Below are 17,779 nucleotides of genomic sequence, written 5' to 3' on the forward strand. Positions count from 1 at the left end.
GCTCGTCGGCGACGCCCCGTTCGTCGCCGACCCGCCCGTCCACGCCGTCTGGCAGAACAACGACGGCGGGACGACGTTCTTCTCCCCGGTCCACGGCGCGTACGTGAAGTGGGCGCCCGCCGGCACGCCGCTCGACCTCGCGGCCGAGGCCGAGCGTCTCGCCTGGGCGGGCCCGCACACCCCCGTCCCCGAGGTGCTCGCCCACGGGAGCGACGACGAGGGAGCGTGGCTCGTCACGCGGGCGGTCCCGGGGCGCAGCGCGGTCGACCCGGTGTGGCTGGCGCGACCGCTCGATGCGGCGCGCGCGATCGGTGCCGGGCTGCGCGCGCTGCACGACGCCCTGCCGGTGGACGACTGCCCGTTCACGTGGTCGGTCGAGGACCGGCTCGCGCGGCTGGACGACCCGGCCCGGGCGAGGGAACTCGCGGCGCCGCCGCCCGTGGACCGGCTCGTCGTCTGCCACGGCGACGCGTGCGCCCCGAACACGCTGCTGTCCGACGACGGCTCGTGGCTCGCGCACGTGGACCTCGGCCGGCTCGGCCTGGCGGACCGGTGGGCCGACCTCGCGATCGCGACCTGGAGCACCGTCTGGAACTACGGCCCGGGCTACGAGGACGCCGTGCTCGAGGCCTACGGCATCGACCCCGACCCGCAGCGCACGGAGTACTACCGCGCGCTGTGGGGCGAGCCGGGGCTCTCGCCGCGGTAGGCGGCCTCGAGCGCGGCGATGTCCAGCTTGGTCTGCGTGAGCATGACCTGCGTGGCGCGCGCGGCGCCCTCGGGGTCGGCGTCGGGCGACAACGTGAGCTCCATGAGCCGACGGGGGACCACCTGCCAGGACAGGCCGAACCGGTCCGTGAGCCAGCCACACGCGACCGGCTGCCCGCCGCCGGCCAGGAGCGCGTCCCAGTAGTGGTCGATCTCGGCCTGGTCCTCGCAGTCGACGACGAACGAGAACGCCGCGTTGAGCTGCAGCGACGGCCCCGCGGAGATCGCCTCGACCGGCTGCCCGTCGAGCTCGAAGGACACGACGAACGGCGCACCCTTGCTCACGCCCGGCATGTCGGCGGGCGCGTGGACGACGTGGGTGATGCGGGAGTTCGGGAAGACCGAGACGTAGAACTCGGCGGCCTCGAGCGCGTTGTCGCTGTACCAGAGATGGGGGTGGACGATGCCCATGCCTGCTCCTTCGTCGGTTCTTCGGTGGGCGGCTCAGGCCGCGACGATCGCGTCGAGGCGGGCGTAGCCCTGGGTGAGTCCGCCCTCCATGCCGCTGGCGACCATGCCGTCGCGGGCCTCGAGGGTGGGGTAGACGGAGTGGATCTCGAGGCGGGTGCGCCCGTCGCCGAGGTCGACGAACCGCAGCGTCTCGATCGCCACGACGTCGGGGAAGCCGAGGAACTCGAACGTCTGGATCGCGAGCTCGTCGGTCCGGACCGTGTGGAACGTGCCGCGGAAACCGTACGACTCGCCCCCGGGCTCGGTCTGCTGGAAGGCCCACCGGCCGCCGGAGACGAAGTCCCACTCGGTGATGTCGGTCGCGAGGCGGTCGGGTCCCATCCACTTCGCGACGAGCGCGGGGTCGGCGTGCGCGGCGAACACGCGGGAGACGGGCGCGTCGAACTCGCGCGTGATGTCGATGAACGGGACGCCTTCGGGTGCGTCGACGTGAACCGGGTGCGTCATGGGTCCTCCTGCTGAGCGGGGTCCTGCGCGAGGAGCGCGTCGAGGGACCGGAACCTGCGTTCGTGGACGAGCCGGTAGTGGTCGATCCACGCGGTGAGGCGTTCGAGCGCCTCGGGGGCCAGGTGCACGGGCCGGCGCTGGGCGTCGCGCGTGCGGGTGACGAGTCCCGCCTGCTCCAGCACGTGGATGTGCTTGGAGACCGCCTGCAGTGAGATGGCGTGCGGTTCGGCGAGCTCGTTGACTCCTGCGGGGCCGCGCGAGAGCCGCGCGACGATCTGGCGACGGACGGGATCGGCCAGGGCCAGGAATGCCCGGTCGAGCCGTTCGTCGTCGTCCTGGGTCACAGGTGCGTCCTCCCGGCCGCAGGGGGCGCCGACCGTGCTGCGGTCGGCGGGACCTGCGACCTTGCTGATGTCGGGATGCTGCGATCAGGCTATTCAACTGTCAGGTTGAATAGGACGCTACGCCGGTCGGTCGCATGCCGCAAGGGGTCGTCCCGCGTCAGCCCAGATGGGCGAGCACGGCCGCCGCGACCTCCGCGGGAGTGCGCCCGTCGACCGTCACCACGGGCCCGCGCCCGGCGAGTCGGTGCCCGACGGCGACGTAGCGCTCGGCCTGGTCGAGGCGCCACTGCCGCGCGCCGGGGTCGGTGTCGTCGCCCTCGATGCGCCGGCGCAGCTCGTCGGGCGACGCGTGCAGCGTCACGTGCCGGACGTCGTGCCCGCGCGCGGCGAGGCCGCCCAGCACCTCGTCGGCGTGCCCCGGGTGCAGCAGCGTCATCGGCACGACGAGCACGCCGCCGAGCCGGGCGCGGCGTGCGGCCGCCCGCACCGTGCCGCGCCGCCATGCGCGCAGGTCCTGGTAGTCGCTCGTGCCGGTGACGCGCCCGAGCGTGCGGCCCAGCCACCATCCGAGCACCTCGGGGTCGTGAGTCCGCGCCCCGGGGTGCTGGGCGACGAGCTCGGTCGCGCAGGTCGTCTTGCCGACGCCGAACGGTCCGTTGAGCCAGAGGATCACGCAGGCGACGCTACCGGCCGCCGGCGGCGGTCAGCGGGTGCTGGTCGCGGACTCGACCGGCTCGCGTGCGGCTGCGGGCTTCCTGCGCCCCGCCGCGTCGGGAGCGGGTGCGTCGTCGGCGGCTGGGGCGAGCGCTCCGGTGTGGCGACGGGTCTCCTTCGACCGCGTGCCCTCGGCCACGGTGAGCTCGCGGGCCGCGCGCGCTCGGCGGGAGAGCGCGGGGTGGCCCAGGACGACGCCCGCGAGGACGACGAGCGCGCCGACGGCCTGCTGGGCGGACAGTCGCTCACCCCCGACGAGGAGGCCCAGGGCCAGGCCGGTCACGGGGTTGAGCAGGCCGACGAGCCCGACGGTCCCGGCGGGCAGGTGCCGCAGGCCGCCGAACCACGCCAGGTAGGCGACCGCGGTCGCGGCGAGCGACAGGAAGGCGAGGCCGCCCCACGCGGCGCCGTCGAGCGACGGGGGAGCGCCCTCGACGACGACGGCGGCGACGACGAGCGTGCTCCCGCCCGCGACGAGCTGCCACGAGGTCGAGGCGAGGACGTCCACGTCGTCGTCGCGCCACCGCTGCGCGAGCACGAACCCCACGCTCGACATCAGCATGGCCGTGACCGACGCCAGGACGCCCCGCGCGTCGATGCTCCCGGTGCCGGTGAGCACCATCGCGGCGACGCCCGCGAGCCCGAGAAGGCCGCCCGCGACCGCGGGCGCGGCCGGCCGCTGCGCGACGAGCGCCCACGCCATGAGCATCATGACCAGGGGAGACGTCGCCATGACGGTCGCGGCGACGCTCGTCGGCAGGAGCTGTGCGGCGACGTACACCAGGACGAAGAACGCGCCCATGTTGAGCGTGCCCAGCACGAGCGAGCGCCACCACCACGAGCCGCGCGGCAGGCGCCGGGCGACGAGCAGCAGGATCAGGCCGGCGGGCAGCGCGCGCAGCGCCGAGCCCCACAGCGGGGAGTCGGCCGGGAGCAGGTGGCGCGTCACGTAGTAGCTCGCCCCCCAGGTGATCGGGGCGAACGCGGTCACCAGCATCCAGCGCAGATTTCCTTCCATGGAAGACAATATATCTTGCGGGGAAGATATAGTCACCCCCGTGACCTCTCCCTCCGCGCGCGACGCCGACACGGTCGGCCCGCGCCGCACGGATCGCCCGGCCCCACCCGACCGGCCCGACCGCTCCGCACCGCCCGACCGGCTCGACCTGATCCAGGCGGCGTGGCGCCGCGAGCGGCCCGACCTCGACCCGAGCCCGCAGGGCGTGATCGGGCGGCTGCACCGCGTCGCCGGGCACCTCACCGACGAGCTCGTCGCCGTCTACCGGCAGCACGGCCTGAGCGAGGGGGACTTCGACGTGCTCGCCACGCTGCGCCGCGCAGGAGCGCCGTACGAGCGCACGGCTGGCGACCTCGCCGAGCACACGCTGGTCACGAGCGGTGGCATGACCAAGCGAATCGACCGGCTCGAGGCCGCCGGGCTCGTCACGCGCCGTGTCGCCGAGCGTGACGCCCGCGCGAGGGTCGTGGCGCTCACCGACGCCGGGCGGACGCTCATCGACGCCGCCTTCACCGACCACCTCGCCAACGAGCACCGCCTGCTCGCCGCGCTGGACCCCGCCGACGTCGAGGCGCTGCGCGGCATCCTCACCCGCTGGCTCGCGCGCCTGGAAGACCCCCCACCCACCCCCTGAGCGCCCGCGCAGGGATGGATGCAGCGATGGCAGAGCTGCCGTCGCCGCAGGGTGGGGCAGGCGGCGGCGCAGGTCGCCGCAGGGTGTGCGGGTGTGGTGGAGGTGAAAGGAGTCGTCGGCGGGACCTTGCGCCTTGCTAGTCTGTGCGCGTCGCAACTGGCGCAACGAGGTGGGTCACCACCGGGGAGCGACGAAGCAGCTGGACCACGGGGTCGGACGCCTGGGCCCTCGGTCGCCTCATCACCGGACCGTCCGCGTGCATGGGCGCCGATCGCGCCCGCACGGCCACCTGCAACAGGAGCTGCCGCAATGAGCGACAACGTGCTGAACCAGAACATCGCCGACCTCGACCCGGAGATCGCCGCCGTCCTCGACGGTGAGCTCGCCCGCCAGCAGGGCACCCTCGAGATGATCGCGAGCGAGAACTTCGTCCCGCTGGCCGTGCTGCAGGCGCAGGGCTCGGTCCTGACGAACAAGTACGCCGAGGGCTACCCGGGCCGCCGCTACTACGGCGGCTGCGAGCAGGTCGACATCGCCGAGAACATCGCGATCGAGCGGGCCAAGTCCCTGTTCGGCGCGCAGTTCGCGAACGTCCAGCCGCACTCCGGCGCGACGGCCAACGCCGCCGTCCTGCACGCGCTCGCGCGTCCGGGCGACACGATCCTGGGCCTCGCGCTCGACCAGGGCGGCCACCTGACCCACGGCATGAAGATCAACTTCTCGGGCCGCCTGTACGACGTCGTCGCGTACGGCGTCGACGAGGAGACCTCGCTGGTCGACATGGCGGAGGTCCGCCGCCTCGCGATCGAGCACCAGCCCAAGGTGATCATCGCGGGCTGGTCGGCCTACCCGCGCCAGCTCGACTTCGCCGCGTTCCGTGAGATCGCCGACGAGGTCGGCGCGTACCTGTGGGTCGACATGGCGCACTTCGCGGGCCTCGTCGCCGCGGGCGTGCACCCGTCGCCCGTCCCGCACGCGCACGTCGTGTCGTCGACGGTGCACAAGACCATCGGCGGCCCCCGCTCGGGCTTCATCCTGACCAACGACGCGGACATCGCGAAGAAGATCAACTCCGCGGTGTTCCCGGGCCAGCAGGGTGGTCCGCTCATGCACGTGGTCGCCGCCAAGGCCGTCGCGTTCAAGATCGCGGCGACGCCCGAGTTCCGCGACCGCCAGGAGCGCACGGTGCGCGGCGCCGCGATCCTCGCCGAGCGCCTCACGCAGCCGGACGTCGCCGAGGCGGGCATCACCATCCGCTCGGGCGGCACCGACGTGCACCTCGTGCTCGTCGACCTGCGCAACGCGGCGATCGACGGCAAGCAGGCCGAGGACCTCCTGCACGAGGCGGGCATCACCGTGAACCGCAACGCGGTGCCGAACGACCCGCGGCCGCCGATGGTCACCTCCGGTCTGCGCATCGGCACGCCGGCGCTCGCCACGCGCGGCTTCGGCGACGCGGAGTTCACCGAGGTCGCGGACATCATCGCCACGGCCCTCGTGCAGGGTGAGGCGGCGGACACCGAGGCGCTCACGAAGCGCGTCGCGGCGCTGACGGCGGCGTTCCCGCTGTACCCGAACCTGCAGCAGTACTGAGAGGCTCGACGATGACGGCTCAGATCCTCGACGGGACCGCCACGGCGGCCGCGATCAAGGCGGAGCTCACGCAGCGCGTCGCGGCACTCGCGGCGCGTGGCGTGACCCCCGGCCTCGGCACGCTCCTCGTCGGCGACGACCCGGGCAGCAGGTGGTACGTCGCCGGCAAGCACCGCGACTGCGCCGAGGTCGGCATCGCCTCCATCCAGGAGGAGCTGCCCGGCGACGCGACGCAGGAGGACATCGAGGCGGCCGTGCGGCGGCTCAACGAGAACCCCGCCTGCACGGGCTTCATCGTCCAGCTCCCGCTGCCGCGCGGCATCGACACGCACCGCGTGCTCGAGCTGATCGACCCGGACAAGGACGCGGACGGCCTGCACCCGACGAACCTCGGGCGCCTGGTCCTGCGCGTCAACGAGCCGGTCACGAGCCCGCTGCCGTGCACGCCGCGCGGCATCATCGAGCTCGTCGAGCGGCACGGCGTCGACCTGCGCGGCGCGGACGTCGTCGTCGTCGGCCGCGGCGTGACCGTGGGGCGCTCGATCGGGCTGCTGCTCACGCGGCGTGAGGTCAACGCGACCGTCACGCTGACCCACACCGGCACGGCTGACCTCGCCGAGCACACCCGCAACGCCGACGTGATCGTCGCCGCCGCGGGCGTACCGGGGATCATCACGGCGGACCTCGTCAAGCCGGGCGCGGTCGTGGTCGACGTCGGCGTCTCGCGTGCGACCGACCCCGAGACCGGCAAGAGCCGCGTCGTCGGGGACGTGGACGCGGGCGTGCGCGAGGTCGCGAGCTGGGTCTCGCCCAACCCCGGCGGTGTCGGCCCGATGACCCGCGCGATGCTCCTGAGCAACGTCGTGGACACCGCGGAGCGCCTCGCCGCCTCCTGACGCCTCACGCACGCCCGACGGGCGGCCTGCGGAACACCCCCGCGGGCCGCCCGTCGGCGTCTACGCTGCCGTCGGACGACGAGCGGCGAGGAGGCTGCGATGGCACGGAGGTACGGCGAGTCCGCCAAGACCCTGACCTGGGGCCTCGGCCTGCTGGTGTCGGGCGTGGTCATCGCGTTCTGGGTGCGCGACCCGTACCTCGCCGCGGGGAACGACGGCCTCTCGTCCGGGTTCGACGGGCTGGTCGTCGTCGTCGCGTGCCTGTCGGCCGTCGTCGGGCTGGTGACGACGCTGATCGGCGTGTGGCAGCTCGCGACGAACGTCGACATCGCGGCGCTCGCCGTTCGGGACGCGGCGGTCGAGGCCGAGCTCGCGCAGCAACGCGCCGACCGTGAGGCCGCGGAGAAGGCGGCCGCGCGGGCACGGCTGACGACGCAGCTCGCCCAGGAGGAGTGACGCCTCAGGCCGTCGGCGCCGGCTCCTTCGCGCCCGCCGCGGCCTTGGGCCCCGCCTTCGTCCCGGCTGCCTTCGTCCCGGCTGCCTTGGGCCCGGCTGCCTTGGGCCCGGCTGCCTTGGGCCCGGCCGCCGACTTCTTCCCGGCGGACGGAGCCTTGGGCTCGGGTGCGGGTGCCTGGGCGGCCAGGACGTCCTGGATCGCCAGCCGTGCCGCGCGGCGCACGTCAGCGCGGGTCAGGTTGCCGTCGGGCAGCGCGGCTGCGATGGCGTCGGCGATGCCCTGCGCGTCGATCGCCGCGTGCGCGGCGGCCTCCGCGTTGGCGCTGGTGCGCCGCAGGATCGCGTACGTGTCCTTGCGCTCGAGCTCGGCGTTCCGGTAGGACCACACGGCCTGGGCGATCTCCTCGGCGGTCGGCATGTCCTCCTCCTCTTCCTGCGTCGTGGCTGCGAGCGTCGCAGCCTTCCCTGCCCGGAGCTTCGCGACGAAGCTCGCGACGTCCGCCTTCGTCGTGCCGTTCGCGAGCTCGAAGTGCATCGCGTCGCGCCGCCCGACGGGGAAGTCCAACCCCCACCCGAACAGGCCGCCGGACTCCTTGAGGATCGCGCGCACCGTGCGGCCCTGGGCGTTCGTGAACCCCGACGAGTACGGCCTGCCGGGGTGGTGGTGCTCGAACGGGTGCTTGGCGCCGTTGACGTCGACCGCGGTCCCGCTGATGTGGTTCGAGCGTGCGGCGCCGCCGATCTGCTTGTTGAAGGCGGCCGAGCGCCAGCCGTTGACCTCCTTGATCGGCTCGACCCGGGCGTGGAACTGCTCCAGGAGCCAGCGGAACGCGGTCGCCACGTCGCCCGAGAGGACGGTCGCGCCGTTGGCGTCGCCGCCGACGAACATCCGCACGACCGCAGACTCGCCGACCGCGGGCCAGCCGTTGAGCGTCGCCACGGGGACCTCCCGTAGATCGGAACTCGTCGTCGAGATCTGGTCGACGTCCGGTGCGGGCCGCGCGGGCTCGTCGTAGCACTCGTAGGCAAGGTGCTCGTGCTCGGTGCGGTGATACGCGCCCCGGGCCGCCGGGTGGCGTGGACGGGTACGGAGCGCGTCGGTGGTGTGGGGCAGGATCGTCCGGGCCGCGGACGCGGCTCGTCGTGCTCGTCGGAGAGGAACGCAGTGCTCAGCATCGCCACCGTCAACGTCAACGGGATCCGGGCGGCCTTCCGCCGCGGGATGGGGGACTGGCTCGAGAGCCGCAAGCCCGACGTCCTGCTGCTGCAGGAGGTGCGAGCGAGCGACGAGATCCTGGCCGACCACCTGCCCGCAGGCGAGTGGCACCTCGCGCACGAGGAGAGCCAGACCAAGGGGCGCTCGGGTGTGGCGATCGCGACGCGGCTGCCGATGTCCGCGATCCGCATCGGTCTCGGCACGGGCGTGCCGGGCGACTCGGGGCGCTGGGTCGAGGCTGACCTGGAGATCGCGTCGCACGACGGCGCGCCGCCGCGCACCGTCACGGTGGTGTCCACCTACGTGCACTCCGGCACGCTCAACACGCCGTCGATGGACGAGAAGTTCGCGTTCCTCGAGGTGATGACCGCGCGGCTCGCGGAGATCTCCGCGGCGGGCGGCTACGCGGTGGTCGCGGGCGACGTGAACATCGCGCACCGCGAGCCGGACATCAAGAACTGGAAGGGCAACCTCACGAGCGCGGGCTTCCTGCCGGCCGAGCGGGCCTACCTGGACCGCTGGCTCGACGACCTCGGCTGGCGGGACCTGGGCCGTGAGCTCGGGGGCGAGGGGCCGGGACCGTTCACGTGGTGGTCGTGGCGGGGCAAGGCGTTCGACAACGACGCCGGGTGGCGCATCGACTACCAGTTCGCCACGCCGGACCTCGCGGACGCGGCCGTGAGTGCGACGGTCGACCGTGCGGCGACGTACGACGCGCGCTTCTCCGACCACGCGCCGCTCGTCGTGGAGTACGACCTGTAGCCGACGCTTGACCTCCCGCCATCCGTCAATGTATCAATGTATTGACTCATTGACGGATGGCGGGAGCGTGCGGTGACGGAGGACGTCGGCGGGGGCGACGGGCTCGTGGTCGAGCTCGACCTCGCGTCGTCGGTCCCGCCGTTCGAGCAGATCCGCCAGCAGGTGACCGGCTACGTCGCTGCCGGGCGTCTGCGCACCGGCGCCCGCCTGCCGACCATCCGCGCGTTCGCGGCCGACCTCGGCATCGCCCCGGGGACCGTGGCGCGCGCCTACCGCGAGCTCGAGGCGGCGGGTGTGGTCGTCACGCGGCGGCGCACCGGGACCGTGGTCGCGGCCGGGGTCGAACCGGTCGACGACGCGCCCGCCCGTGCCGCGCGTGAGTTCGTCGCGGCGGCACGCCGCGGCGGTCTGTCCGACGAGGACGCGCTCGCGCTCGTGCGCGGTGCACTCCAGACGTCCCGGCCGCCCGCCGGGGCCCCTGCACGCGAGAAGGAGGCCACATGGCCGCCCCGTTCTGGATCCTGATCCTGCTGGTCATGCTCCTGATGACCGTGGCGCTGGTCGTCCTCATCGTCGTCATGGCCGTGCGCGCGGGGCAGGGGGCCTCACGCACGAGCCCGTACGACGACCAGGGCGTGCCCTTCGAGTCGGTGCCGACGGCGCTCGACGCCGCACGTCGGCGCGCCGCGACGACCGCGGGGCTGGCCTGGGTCGCCGCCGGGGGCGCGGCGTTCCTCTCCCCGGTGCTCGTCGCCCTGGCGGCGCGGATCGACGAGGTCGGGGTCTGGTGCGCCGCGCTCCTCGTCGCGCTCGCGTTCCTCGCGGTGCACGCCGTGGGGGAGGGCACCTGGCCGCGCCCCTCGGGCGCCGCTCGTCGGGCGCCCCTCGTCGTGCGGTCGGTGCGCCAGGTGGCCGCGTCCTGGCCGCGGCGGATGGCGTGGGTGTGGGCGGCGTGCGTCGTGGTGGTCGCCGTGGTGTGCGCGGTGGTCGCCGACGAGACGGGGCGTGGGTTGACCGTGCAGGCCGACGAGGGCTGGGGGCGGGCCACGCCCTTCCCCGGGCTGCCGCACGGCGTGGGCGCCCTCATCACGGTGGCGCTCGTGCTGGCGGGGACCGAGGTGGTGCTGCGGCAGATCACGCAGCGCCGTGCGGTGCCGGACGTCTCGGTGGCCGACGACCTCGCGCTGCGGAAGCTGGCGGCACGCCGGGTCGCGGCCGGCAGCCAGGCGGTCGTCGCGGGTGTGCTGGTGGTGCTGCTGGCCGTGGCCGGCGCGGCGATGGAGGATGTCGGTACGCCGACGCCCGGTGCCGAGGGCGGTGACGCCGGCGTGTTGTTCGAGCGGTGGGCGGTGGCCGGGAGCGTCGTCACGGCAGCCGCGATCGGGGTCGCGCTCGCGGCGCTCGCCGTCGCGTGGTTCGGCTCCCTGCGCTCCCGCCCCGACGCGCACGCGGTCGCTGCTGCGCACCCGAGCGGTGCCGCCGCGGTCTGACGCCCAGGTGCGTCGGAGGGTTCAGGCCTGCGGCGCGGCGGGCTGGTCGTCGGGCTCCGGGACCGGGAGCTCGCGCATGCCGAGCAGGGGCGAGACGACCACCGGGAGCACCGACAGTGCGGTGATCGCGGCGGACACCCACAGCGTCGGCAGCACGCCCCAGGCGTGGCCCAACCAGCCCCCGACGAGGCCGCCCAGCGGCATGACGCCCCACACGATGAACCGCACGGAGGCGTTCATGCGCCCGAGCAGCGCGGGCGGGCACAGCCGCTGGCGGAAGCTGACCTGCGCGATGTTGTAGACCAGGACCGCGAAGTTGAGCACCACGCCGCCGACGATCAGCACGACCTGCGGTGAGACCGGCAGGCTCGCCGCGAGCGGGGTGAGCACGGCGGCCGGGATGAAGGCGAGCGCCGAGATCGGGATCACGCGCGCCTCGCCGACCCGGCGGCTGATCCGGTCGGCGGCGAACGCCCCGGTCAGCCCGCCGACGGCCGCCGCGGAGACGACCGTGCCGTACGCGGCGGTGTCGAGCCCGAGCGTGCGCAGCGCGAAGATCACCATGACCGCGCCCGAGACCGCGCCGCCGAAGTTCCCGATCGACGTGGTCGCGACGATCCGCCGCAGGATCGGCTGGCGGACGACGAACGCGAGCCCTTCGGCGATCTCGCTGCGCAGCGGGCGTCGGTCGTCGGGTGAGGGCGTCGCCTCGCGGTGCGCGATCCGGCCGACGCCGAACGCGGAGAACAGGTAGGTCACCACGGTGACCGCGATGAGGGCCGGCGCGGCGACGACGCGCAGGAGTGCGCCGCCGATCGCAGGGGCGGCGACCATCGCGACGGACTGCGTGGCCTGCAGCTTCGAGTTGCCTTCGACGATGTGGTCGAGCCCGACGAGGCCCGGGACGTAGCTCTGGTGCGACACGTCGAAGAACACGTTCGCGACCGAGACCGCCGTGGCCGCCGCGACGAGCAGCGCGACCGAGGCGTGCCCGGTCGCGGCCGTCGCGACGACGATCGCGAGCACGGCCGCGCGCACCAGGTCGGCGACGATGAGGACGCGCCGCTTGCGCATGCGGTCGACCCACGCACCGGCCGGCAGGCCGATGACGAGGAACGCCGCCGTCTCGGCCGCGCTGAGCAGTCCCATCTGCCACTCGCTCGCGTGCAGGCGCTCGACCGCGTAGACCGGCAGGACGAGCGCGGTGAGCTGCGCGCCGAGCTGGCCGGCGGCGTCGCCCGCCCAAAGCCACCGGAAGTCGCGGTGGTGCAGGAGCGACCGTCGGTGCGCGGGGGCCTGCGCCGCGGCAGGGGTCGGGCCTGGCGCCGGGTCCGGGTGCTGGGCCGCGTCGTGCGCGGGTGCGGCGGCGGGCTGGGGTGTCGTCACGCCGCCAGGATCCGCGAGTGATTGGGAAAAGTCAATCAGTGGCAGGATGGGCCCATGACCCCCGACCCGTCGCCCGCACCGGCCCGCCCGGTCGCGCCCGAGGTCAGCGACGACCCCGACGCCGACGCGCGCGCGCTCGCCTCGACGCTGCGCATCCGGATCCTGCGGCTCTGCCTCGACGAGTCGCTCACCAACCGCGAGATCGCCCAGCGCCTCGGGCGGAACCCCGCGACGGTCCTGCACCACGTGCGCACGCTCGTCGACCGCGGTTTCCTCGCCGCCGAACCCGCCCGGCGCGGTACGCGCGGCGCACGCGAGGTCCCGTACCGCGCGACCCGCAAGTCGTGGCGCTCGCCGTCGCAGCCCGGCCAGGCGCGCGTGCTCGTCGACGCGTTCCTGCAGGAGCTCGCCCTCGTCGAGAACCTGGACGACCAGCCGATGGTCCGCCTGGGGCTGCGCCTCGACGCCGAGGCGACCCGCGAGCTCCTCGGGAAGCTCGAAGCCCTCTTCCAGGAGTACGCGCAGCGCCCGTCCGACCCGGACGGGACGCCGTACTCGCTGTTCTTCTCGATGCACGAGGACGTGCAGCGACGCGACCCGGGCCCGTCGCCCACCTGAGCGACGGACCCGGGCAGCCCTTCACGGGTCGGCGCTCACGAGTCGTCACGACCCCCGGCGAGTGAGTCCGCCCGCTGCGCCCGTGCGACGGTCGCCAGGGTGCACACGACGGGGATGGCGAGCACAGCGACGGTGAGCAGGCCGGTCGTCGTCAGGTCGATCGCCGGCAGCGCCGGCCCGAGCAGCCCGACGGTCGCGCCGATCACGGCCGGCAGCACGGCCAGCACACCGATGGTCCACGCGCTCGCGCCCGTGACGAGCGCCTCCGTGAACGTCGTGACGAGCAGCTGGCGTCGGGTGGCGCCCGTCCGGCGCAGGAGCAGCAGCTCGTCGCGGCGGCCGGAGGTAGCGAGCACCACCGCGTTCGCCGCGCCGATCCCCGCGAAGGAGAGCAGCAGCAGCACGAGCACCGACGAGAGCCGGCTGCTCGCCGCGGCCGCGTCGGCCACCGCCTGGACGTAGGCGTCGACGCCCTGCGCGACGAGACCTGTGCCGGACAGCGCCCCGACGACCGCGCCCGGCGAGGGCGTCGTGACGAGCAGCGAGTCGGTGACGCCCTGCACGCCCGTGTCCCGCAGGGCCTCGTCGGACGCGAGGAGCGGTCCGAGCGCGAGCCCGCGCTCGTAGACCGCGACCACGCGCGAGGTGTGCACGGCGCCGGCGTGCCGCCACGTGACGGTGCCGCCCAGGCGCACACCGAGCTCGAAGCGCGCATCCGTGCTGACCGCGACCGTGCCGGGCCGGGCCAGGTCGGAAAGGGAGCCGTCGACCATGCCCGGGTCGAGCACGTCCGGTCCGGTGGCCGCCGGCACGACGCGCATGCCGGTCGTCTCCCACGAGAGCCCCTCGCCGAACGTGTCGTCCGACTCGGTGCGGACCTCGGCGGGCACGGCGGACAGCGGCGTCACGGCGACGCCGTCGAGAGCGCCGATCGTGGCGACGTCCGCGCGCGTCAGCCCGGCGGGGCCGGTGACGACGAGGTCGGCCCCGATCGCCTCGGTGAGCTGCTGGTCCGCGGCGCGCGTCACGGCGTCGTTGACGCTCGTCTGCACGGTGCCGATCGCGAGCATGAGCGCGAGCGGGACGACGACCGTGGTCAGGCGGCGCGAGAACCCACGGACGTTCGCGAGCGCGAGCCGGGTCGTGGCGCTCCGGCCGCCGCCGTTGCTCACCCGGGCGACGCGGTCGAACGTCCAGGCCACGAGGACCGGGCCGGCGAGCGCCGCCGCGGCGACGAGCAGGAAGGCCGACGTCGCGGCCGTCGCGGCCCCCATCGAGCCGGGGACGAACAGCGGGCTGCACGCGACGACGAGCCCGCCGAGAGCGAGCACGAGCGCGGACACGCGGCGCACCCGGCCGACCTCGCGCGACTCCACGCGGCTCCCGCCGACCGCGGCGGTGGGCGACAGGCGCAGGGACTCGCGCGCGGCGAGCCGTGCGGCCACGAGGCCCGTGGGCACGAGCAGGAGCGTCGCGCCCAGCACCGGCAGCGGTGCGAGCAGCGGGTCGACCTGCGGCACGGCGAACCCCGCGTCCTCGAGCACGGGCCGCAGGAGCCACGCGAGCGCGATCCCGAGCAGCGCACCCACCGGCGCGGCGCCGAGCGTGAGGGACAGGACCTCGCCGTTCACGAGTCGTCGCACCTGCCGGCCGGTCGCACCGACCGCGCGCAGCAGCGCGAGCTCGCGCCGACGCTGGCGCAGGGCGAGCGTCACGGTGGCCGCCACGACGAGCACGACGAGCGAGAGCGCGGTGCCCGCGAACGACGTCGACAGCGCCACCAGCTCGGTGCCCCTCGTGTCGTCGGGGCCGGCGGACAGTCCCGCGACCAGGAGCCAGCCGGTCATCGACACCAGGGCGCCCGCGAGGAGGAGCACGAGAGCGGTGGCCATCATGCTCCCGCGGTGGGCGCGCACCCCGCGCCGGACGAGGAACCACATGCCGGTCACCGCCCCAGGTCCAGCATGCGCGCGGTGACGCGCTCGGCGGTCGGGGCCTCGAGGGTGTCGGCGATGACACCGTCCGCGATGAACAGCACGCGCTCGGCCGTCGCGGCCACGCGGCTGTCGTGCGTGACGAGCACGACCGTCTGACCCAGAGAGGCCGCCGTGTCGCGCAGCAGCTCGAGCACCTGCGCGCCGCTGCGCGAGTCGAGCGCGCCCGTGGGCTCGTCGGCGAACACGACGTCCGGCCGGGTGAACAGCGCACGCGCGATCGCGACGCGCTGGGCCTGACCGCCCGACAGGTGGCCCGGCAGGCGGTGCTCGAGCCCGCCGAGCCCGAGCGCGGCCAGCAGCTGCGCCTGCCAGCGCTGGTCGGGCACGCGGCCGGCGAGCAGCACCGGCAGCGCGATGTTCTCGGCGACGCTCAGGTGGCCGATCAGGTTGTACGACTGGAAGACGAAGCCGATCCGGTCGCGGCGGAACCGCGTCAGCGCGTCGGGGGACAGGCCGGTGAGGTCCTGCCCGCCGATCACGACGCGCCCGCTCGTCGGGACGTCGAGGCCCGCGGCGCAGTTCAGCAGCGTGGACTTGCCCGAGCCGGACTGCCCCATCACGGCGGTCAGCGACCCGGCAGGCAGCGAGATCGAGACGCCGCGCAGCGCGTGCACGTCGGTCGCGCCGCTGTAGGTCTTGTGGACGTCGGTGAGCTGGACCGACACGTCGGTCCTCGTGGTGGTGGTGGTCATCGTGGGCTCCTCGTCCTGCTGGATGTCGCCATCACGCTAGGAACCGGGAGCACGCCGTCACGAGCCTCCGACGACGGCACTGCGCGGCTTGCATCCTTCGATGCAAGCCCAGGTGAGAGGGCCGGCGCGGCGTCCGACGAGGGGCGCGCAGGGCTGCCGGCGGTCAGCCGCCGAGCTCGACGATGCCGTTCTGGTACGCCCAGACGACCGCCTGCAGGCGCGAGCGCACCCCGAGCTTGGGCATCGCGCGCGCCAGGTGGGACTTCACGGTCGAGACCTCGACGACGAGCGCGCCGGCGATCTCCTCGTTCGACATCCCCTGGGCGAGCAGGAGCAGGATGTCGAGCTCGCGCGGCGTCAGCAGCTCGGTCGCGCGCGCGGCCGTCACGGGCTGCGTCCGGCGCCGCGTGACGACCTCGCGCAGCACGCGCTTGGTCAACGTGTTGGCGAGCATGCCCTGGCCGGCGGCGACCGAGCGCACCGCGTCGACGAGCACCGCGGGCTCGGCGTCCTTGAGCAGGAACCCGGACGCGCCCGCCTCGAGCGCGCCGAACAGGTACTCGTCGACGTCGAACGTCGTCAGCACGAGCACGGGGATCGGGTCCTCGACGTCCGGCCCGCACAGCGCACGCGTCGCGGCGATGCCGTCCGTGCCGGGCATCCGGATGTCCATGCACACGACGTCGGGGCGCTGCGACCGGGCGAGCTCGACCGCGGTCGCGCCGTCGGCGGCCTGCCCGACGACCGTGATGTCCGGCTCCGTGCCGAGCATCGTGGCCAGCCCCATGCGGACGAGCGCCTGGTCGTCGGCCACGACCACGCGGATCCCCGAGCCGTTCGTCCCGTCGGCGGGGGCGAGCACGCTGCTCGCGTCGGTCTGGTCGGTCACGGTGCGTCGCCCTCCGGGGTCGTCGGGTCGGCGGGCTGGTGGGAGGCCTCATGGGAAGCCTGGCGGGCGGCCTGGTGAGAGGGCTGAAGGGAGGCATGGTGCGCGGGCAGGTGGGCGGGCTGATCGGGCTGGTCAGGGGGTGGGACGGCGACCGGCACCGTGAGCCGGACCTCCCAGCCGCCCTCGCCCGTCGGACCGTACCGGAGGCGGGCACCGGTGACCTCGGCTCGCTCGCGCATCCCGACGAGCCCGTATCCCGGTTCGTGCGCGGGCGGCTCGTCGTCGTGCGGCGGTGCGGCGTTGCGGACCGTGACCTCGAGCCGGTCGTCGGGCCGGGCGTCCAGGTGCACCTCGCACGACGCGCCCGCAGCATGCCGGCTGGCGTTCGCGAGCGCCTCCTGCACGGTGCGGTACACGACGAGCTGCGCGAGCGGTCCGAGCGCACCCGAGCCGGCGACCTCGTCGACCGGTCCCGAACGTCGCAGCGTCACGTCGACGTCCTGGGCACGCGCGGCCGCGACGAGCTCGGAGACGCCCGCGAGCGTCTCCATCCGCACGACACCCGGCCCGTGCGCGGGCGCGTCGTCGTCGCGCAGCAGCACCACCAAGTTGCGCAGGTCGCGCAGCATCGCGGTGCTCTGCTCGCGCACCTGCGCCACCGCGGCCTTCGCGCCGGCGGGGTCGACGTCGATCTGGCGGCCGATCGCCCCGGTCATGACGGCGATGCCGGACAGGTGGTGGGCCGCGATGTCGTGCAGCTCGCGGGCCATCGCGGTGCGCTCGCGCTCGACGGCGACGCGCACGAGCGCGTCGTGCTCGCGGGCCCGGGCCGCGAGCGACTCCGCCCGAGCCGCGCGGGTCTCGCGGCGCGCCCCGACGACGGTCGCGGCGAGCACAGGCAGGCCGACGGATCCGAGCGCCTGCACCAGACCGCCGGTGACCGCGAGCGCCGCCTCGCTCCCGATGCGCAGCTCGGCCCAGGCGACACCGCAGGCCACGAGCAGCCCTGCGACCACGAGCGCGGGCACCGTGCGCGCCCGCCCGCGGTACAGCGTGACCTCGTAGGCGGCCACCAGCACGGCGAGCAGCCCGACCCCGATGCCCTCACCGAGCCCCGCGAGCGCGGGGACAGCCGCCGCGACTGCGACGAGCACACGCGCGTCGGCGTGCGGGCGGGACGCGAGCGCGACCGCCTGCAGGAGCAGGACCGCGACGGCCCACCACCACAGCGGCGCGCCGAGGGCGGGCATGCCCACCAGGCCGGTCGGGTCGGCGGCGTGCAGCAGGGCAGCCACGACGAGCAGCAGCACGGCGAGCACCCCGCACGTCGCCGGCACGGCGAGCCGAGCGGGGCGCAGGCGCGCGCGATCGCGGTCAGTCACCCGGGT

General features: G+C 74.5%; 20 protein-coding genes and 1 riboswitch. Of the genes, 9 read left to right on the top strand and 11 right to left on the bottom strand.

The features are described 5' to 3' along the window. Positions 1-709 (top strand): aminoglycoside 3'-phosphotransferase (locus CPE01_RS03510; protein ID WP_186811393.1); only part of this gene is annotated, 709 nt, incomplete at its 5' end. Here the strand turns inward: CPE01_RS03510 and CPE01_RS03515 are convergent. The 5 genes from CPE01_RS03515 to CPE01_RS03535 all read right to left on the bottom strand — a co-directional run bounded on the left by CPE01_RS03515 (position 667) and on the right by CPE01_RS03535 (position 3,762). Further along, positions 667-1,179 (bottom strand): VOC family protein, encoded by a 513-nt coding sequence (locus tag CPE01_RS03515; protein WP_146805276.1) that lies wholly within the window; start codon positions 1,177-1,179, stop codon positions 667-669. The genes CPE01_RS03510 and CPE01_RS03515 overlap by 43 nt on opposite strands. A 33-nt stretch (positions 1,180-1,212) precedes the next feature. Next, complete coding sequence (locus CPE01_RS03520) at positions 1,213-1,686, bottom strand: SRPBCC family protein (protein WP_146805277.1); 474 nt, start codon at positions 1,684-1,686, stop codon at positions 1,213-1,215. Next, positions 1,683-2,030: an ArsR/SmtB family transcription factor gene (locus tag CPE01_RS03525; protein WP_146805278.1), complete on the bottom strand. Its 348-nt coding sequence runs from the start codon at positions 2,028-2,030 to the stop codon at positions 1,683-1,685. The genes CPE01_RS03520 and CPE01_RS03525 overlap by 4 nt, the downstream gene beginning before the upstream one ends. Before the next feature lie 157 nt (positions 2,031-2,187). Next, positions 2,188-2,703: an AAA family ATPase gene (locus CPE01_RS03530; protein ID WP_146805279.1), complete on the bottom strand. Its 516-nt coding sequence runs from the start codon at positions 2,701-2,703 to the stop codon at positions 2,188-2,190. Between the two features lie 30 nt (positions 2,704-2,733). Then, complete coding sequence (locus CPE01_RS03535) at positions 2,734-3,762, bottom strand: DMT family transporter (RefSeq protein ID WP_146805280.1); 1,029 nt, start codon at positions 3,760-3,762, stop codon at positions 2,734-2,736. Positions 3,763-3,910: 148 nt separating this feature from the next. Here CPE01_RS03535 and CPE01_RS03540 point away from each other — a divergent pair, with 148 nt between their 5' ends. The 4 genes from CPE01_RS03540 (at position 3,911) to CPE01_RS03555 (ending at position 7,341) form a co-directional block, all read left to right on the top strand. Next, a complete protein-coding gene (locus CPE01_RS03540) occupies positions 3,911-4,396 on the top strand; it encodes a MarR family winged helix-turn-helix transcriptional regulator (protein WP_246783744.1) in 486 nt (161 codons plus the stop codon). A 142-nt stretch (positions 4,397-4,538) separates the two neighbouring features. After that, positions 4,539-4,629, top strand: a riboswitch (ZMP/ZTP riboswitch). A 76-nt stretch (positions 4,630-4,705) separates the two neighbouring features. Continuing rightward, the gene (gene glyA, locus CPE01_RS03545) at positions 4,706-5,989 is read left to right on the top strand and encodes a serine hydroxymethyltransferase (protein WP_146805282.1); all 1,284 of its coding nucleotides are present in this window, start codon (positions 4,706-4,708) and stop codon (positions 5,987-5,989) included. Between the two features lie 11 nt (positions 5,990-6,000). Beyond that, positions 6,001-6,885, top strand: coding sequence for a bifunctional methylenetetrahydrofolate dehydrogenase/methenyltetrahydrofolate cyclohydrolase (locus tag CPE01_RS03550; RefSeq protein WP_146805283.1), 885 nt, complete (start codon positions 6,001-6,003; stop codon positions 6,883-6,885). A 99-nt stretch (positions 6,886-6,984) separates the two neighbouring features. Beyond that, a complete protein-coding gene (locus tag CPE01_RS03555) occupies positions 6,985-7,341 on the top strand; it encodes a hypothetical protein (protein ID WP_146805284.1) in 357 nt (118 codons plus the stop codon). Between the two features lie 4 nt (positions 7,342-7,345). Here CPE01_RS03555 and CPE01_RS03560 read toward each other — a convergent pair whose 3' ends face one another. Continuing rightward, the gene (locus CPE01_RS03560) at positions 7,346-8,281 is read right to left on the bottom strand and encodes a M15 family metallopeptidase (RefSeq protein ID WP_146805285.1); all 936 of its coding nucleotides are present in this window, start codon (positions 8,279-8,281) and stop codon (positions 7,346-7,348) included. Between the two features lie 225 nt (positions 8,282-8,506). Here CPE01_RS03560 and CPE01_RS03565 point away from each other — a divergent pair, with 225 nt between their 5' ends. From CPE01_RS03565 to CPE01_RS03575, 3 genes are all read left to right on the top strand, one after another. Continuing rightward, complete coding sequence (locus CPE01_RS03565; protein ID WP_146805286.1) at positions 8,507-9,319, top strand: exodeoxyribonuclease III; 813 nt, start codon at positions 8,507-8,509, stop codon at positions 9,317-9,319. Positions 9,320-9,391: 72 nt separating this feature from the next. Continuing rightward, positions 9,392-9,844 (top strand): GntR family transcriptional regulator, encoded by a 453-nt coding sequence (locus CPE01_RS03570; RefSeq protein ID WP_146805287.1) that lies wholly within the window; start codon positions 9,392-9,394, stop codon positions 9,842-9,844. Then, positions 9,820-10,809 carry a hypothetical protein gene (locus CPE01_RS03575; protein WP_146805288.1) on the top strand — a complete coding sequence of 330 codons (990 nt, stop codon included), beginning with the start codon at positions 9,820-9,822 and terminating at the stop codon, positions 10,807-10,809. The genes CPE01_RS03570 and CPE01_RS03575 overlap by 25 nt, the downstream gene beginning before the upstream one ends. A gap of 21 nt (positions 10,810-10,830) precedes the next feature. Here CPE01_RS03575 and CPE01_RS03580 read toward each other — a convergent pair whose 3' ends face one another. Next, entirely contained in the window at positions 10,831-12,195 is a 1,365-nt protein-coding gene (locus tag CPE01_RS03580; protein WP_146805289.1) for an MFS transporter, read from the bottom strand. Positions 12,196-12,249: 54 nt separating this feature from the next. On the opposite strand from CPE01_RS03580, the gene CPE01_RS03585 reads away from it, so the two are divergent. Further along, positions 12,250-12,813 carry an ArsR/SmtB family transcription factor gene (locus CPE01_RS03585; RefSeq protein ID WP_146805290.1) on the top strand — a complete coding sequence of 188 codons (564 nt, stop codon included), beginning with the start codon at positions 12,250-12,252 and terminating at the stop codon, positions 12,811-12,813. 35 nt (positions 12,814-12,848) lie between these two features. On the opposite strand, the gene CPE01_RS03590 is transcribed toward CPE01_RS03585, so the two are convergent. The 4 genes from CPE01_RS03590 to CPE01_RS03605 form a co-directional block, all read right to left on the bottom strand. Further along, positions 12,849-14,708 carry an FtsX-like permease family protein gene (locus CPE01_RS03590; protein WP_186811394.1) on the bottom strand — a complete coding sequence of 620 codons (1,860 nt, stop codon included), beginning with the start codon at positions 14,706-14,708 and terminating at the stop codon, positions 12,849-12,851. Positions 14,709-14,758: 50 nt separating this feature from the next. Next, the gene (locus tag CPE01_RS03595; RefSeq protein WP_146805292.1) at positions 14,759-15,502 is read right to left on the bottom strand and encodes an ABC transporter ATP-binding protein; all 744 of its coding nucleotides are present in this window, start codon (positions 15,500-15,502) and stop codon (positions 14,759-14,761) included. Between the two features lie 163 nt (positions 15,503-15,665). Then, positions 15,666-16,328 (bottom strand): response regulator, encoded by a 663-nt coding sequence (locus tag CPE01_RS03600; protein WP_281285098.1) that lies wholly within the window; start codon positions 16,326-16,328, stop codon positions 15,666-15,668. 59 nt (positions 16,329-16,387) lie between these two features. After that, complete coding sequence (locus CPE01_RS03605; protein ID WP_146805293.1) at positions 16,388-17,773, bottom strand: sensor histidine kinase; 1,386 nt, start codon at positions 17,771-17,773, stop codon at positions 16,388-16,390. Positions 17,774-17,779 lie beyond the last annotated feature (6 nt).

Source organism: Cellulomonas persica (genome assembly GCF_007989825.1).
Lineage (GTDB): Bacteria > Actinomycetota > Actinomycetes > Actinomycetales > Cellulomonadaceae > Cellulomonas > Cellulomonas persica.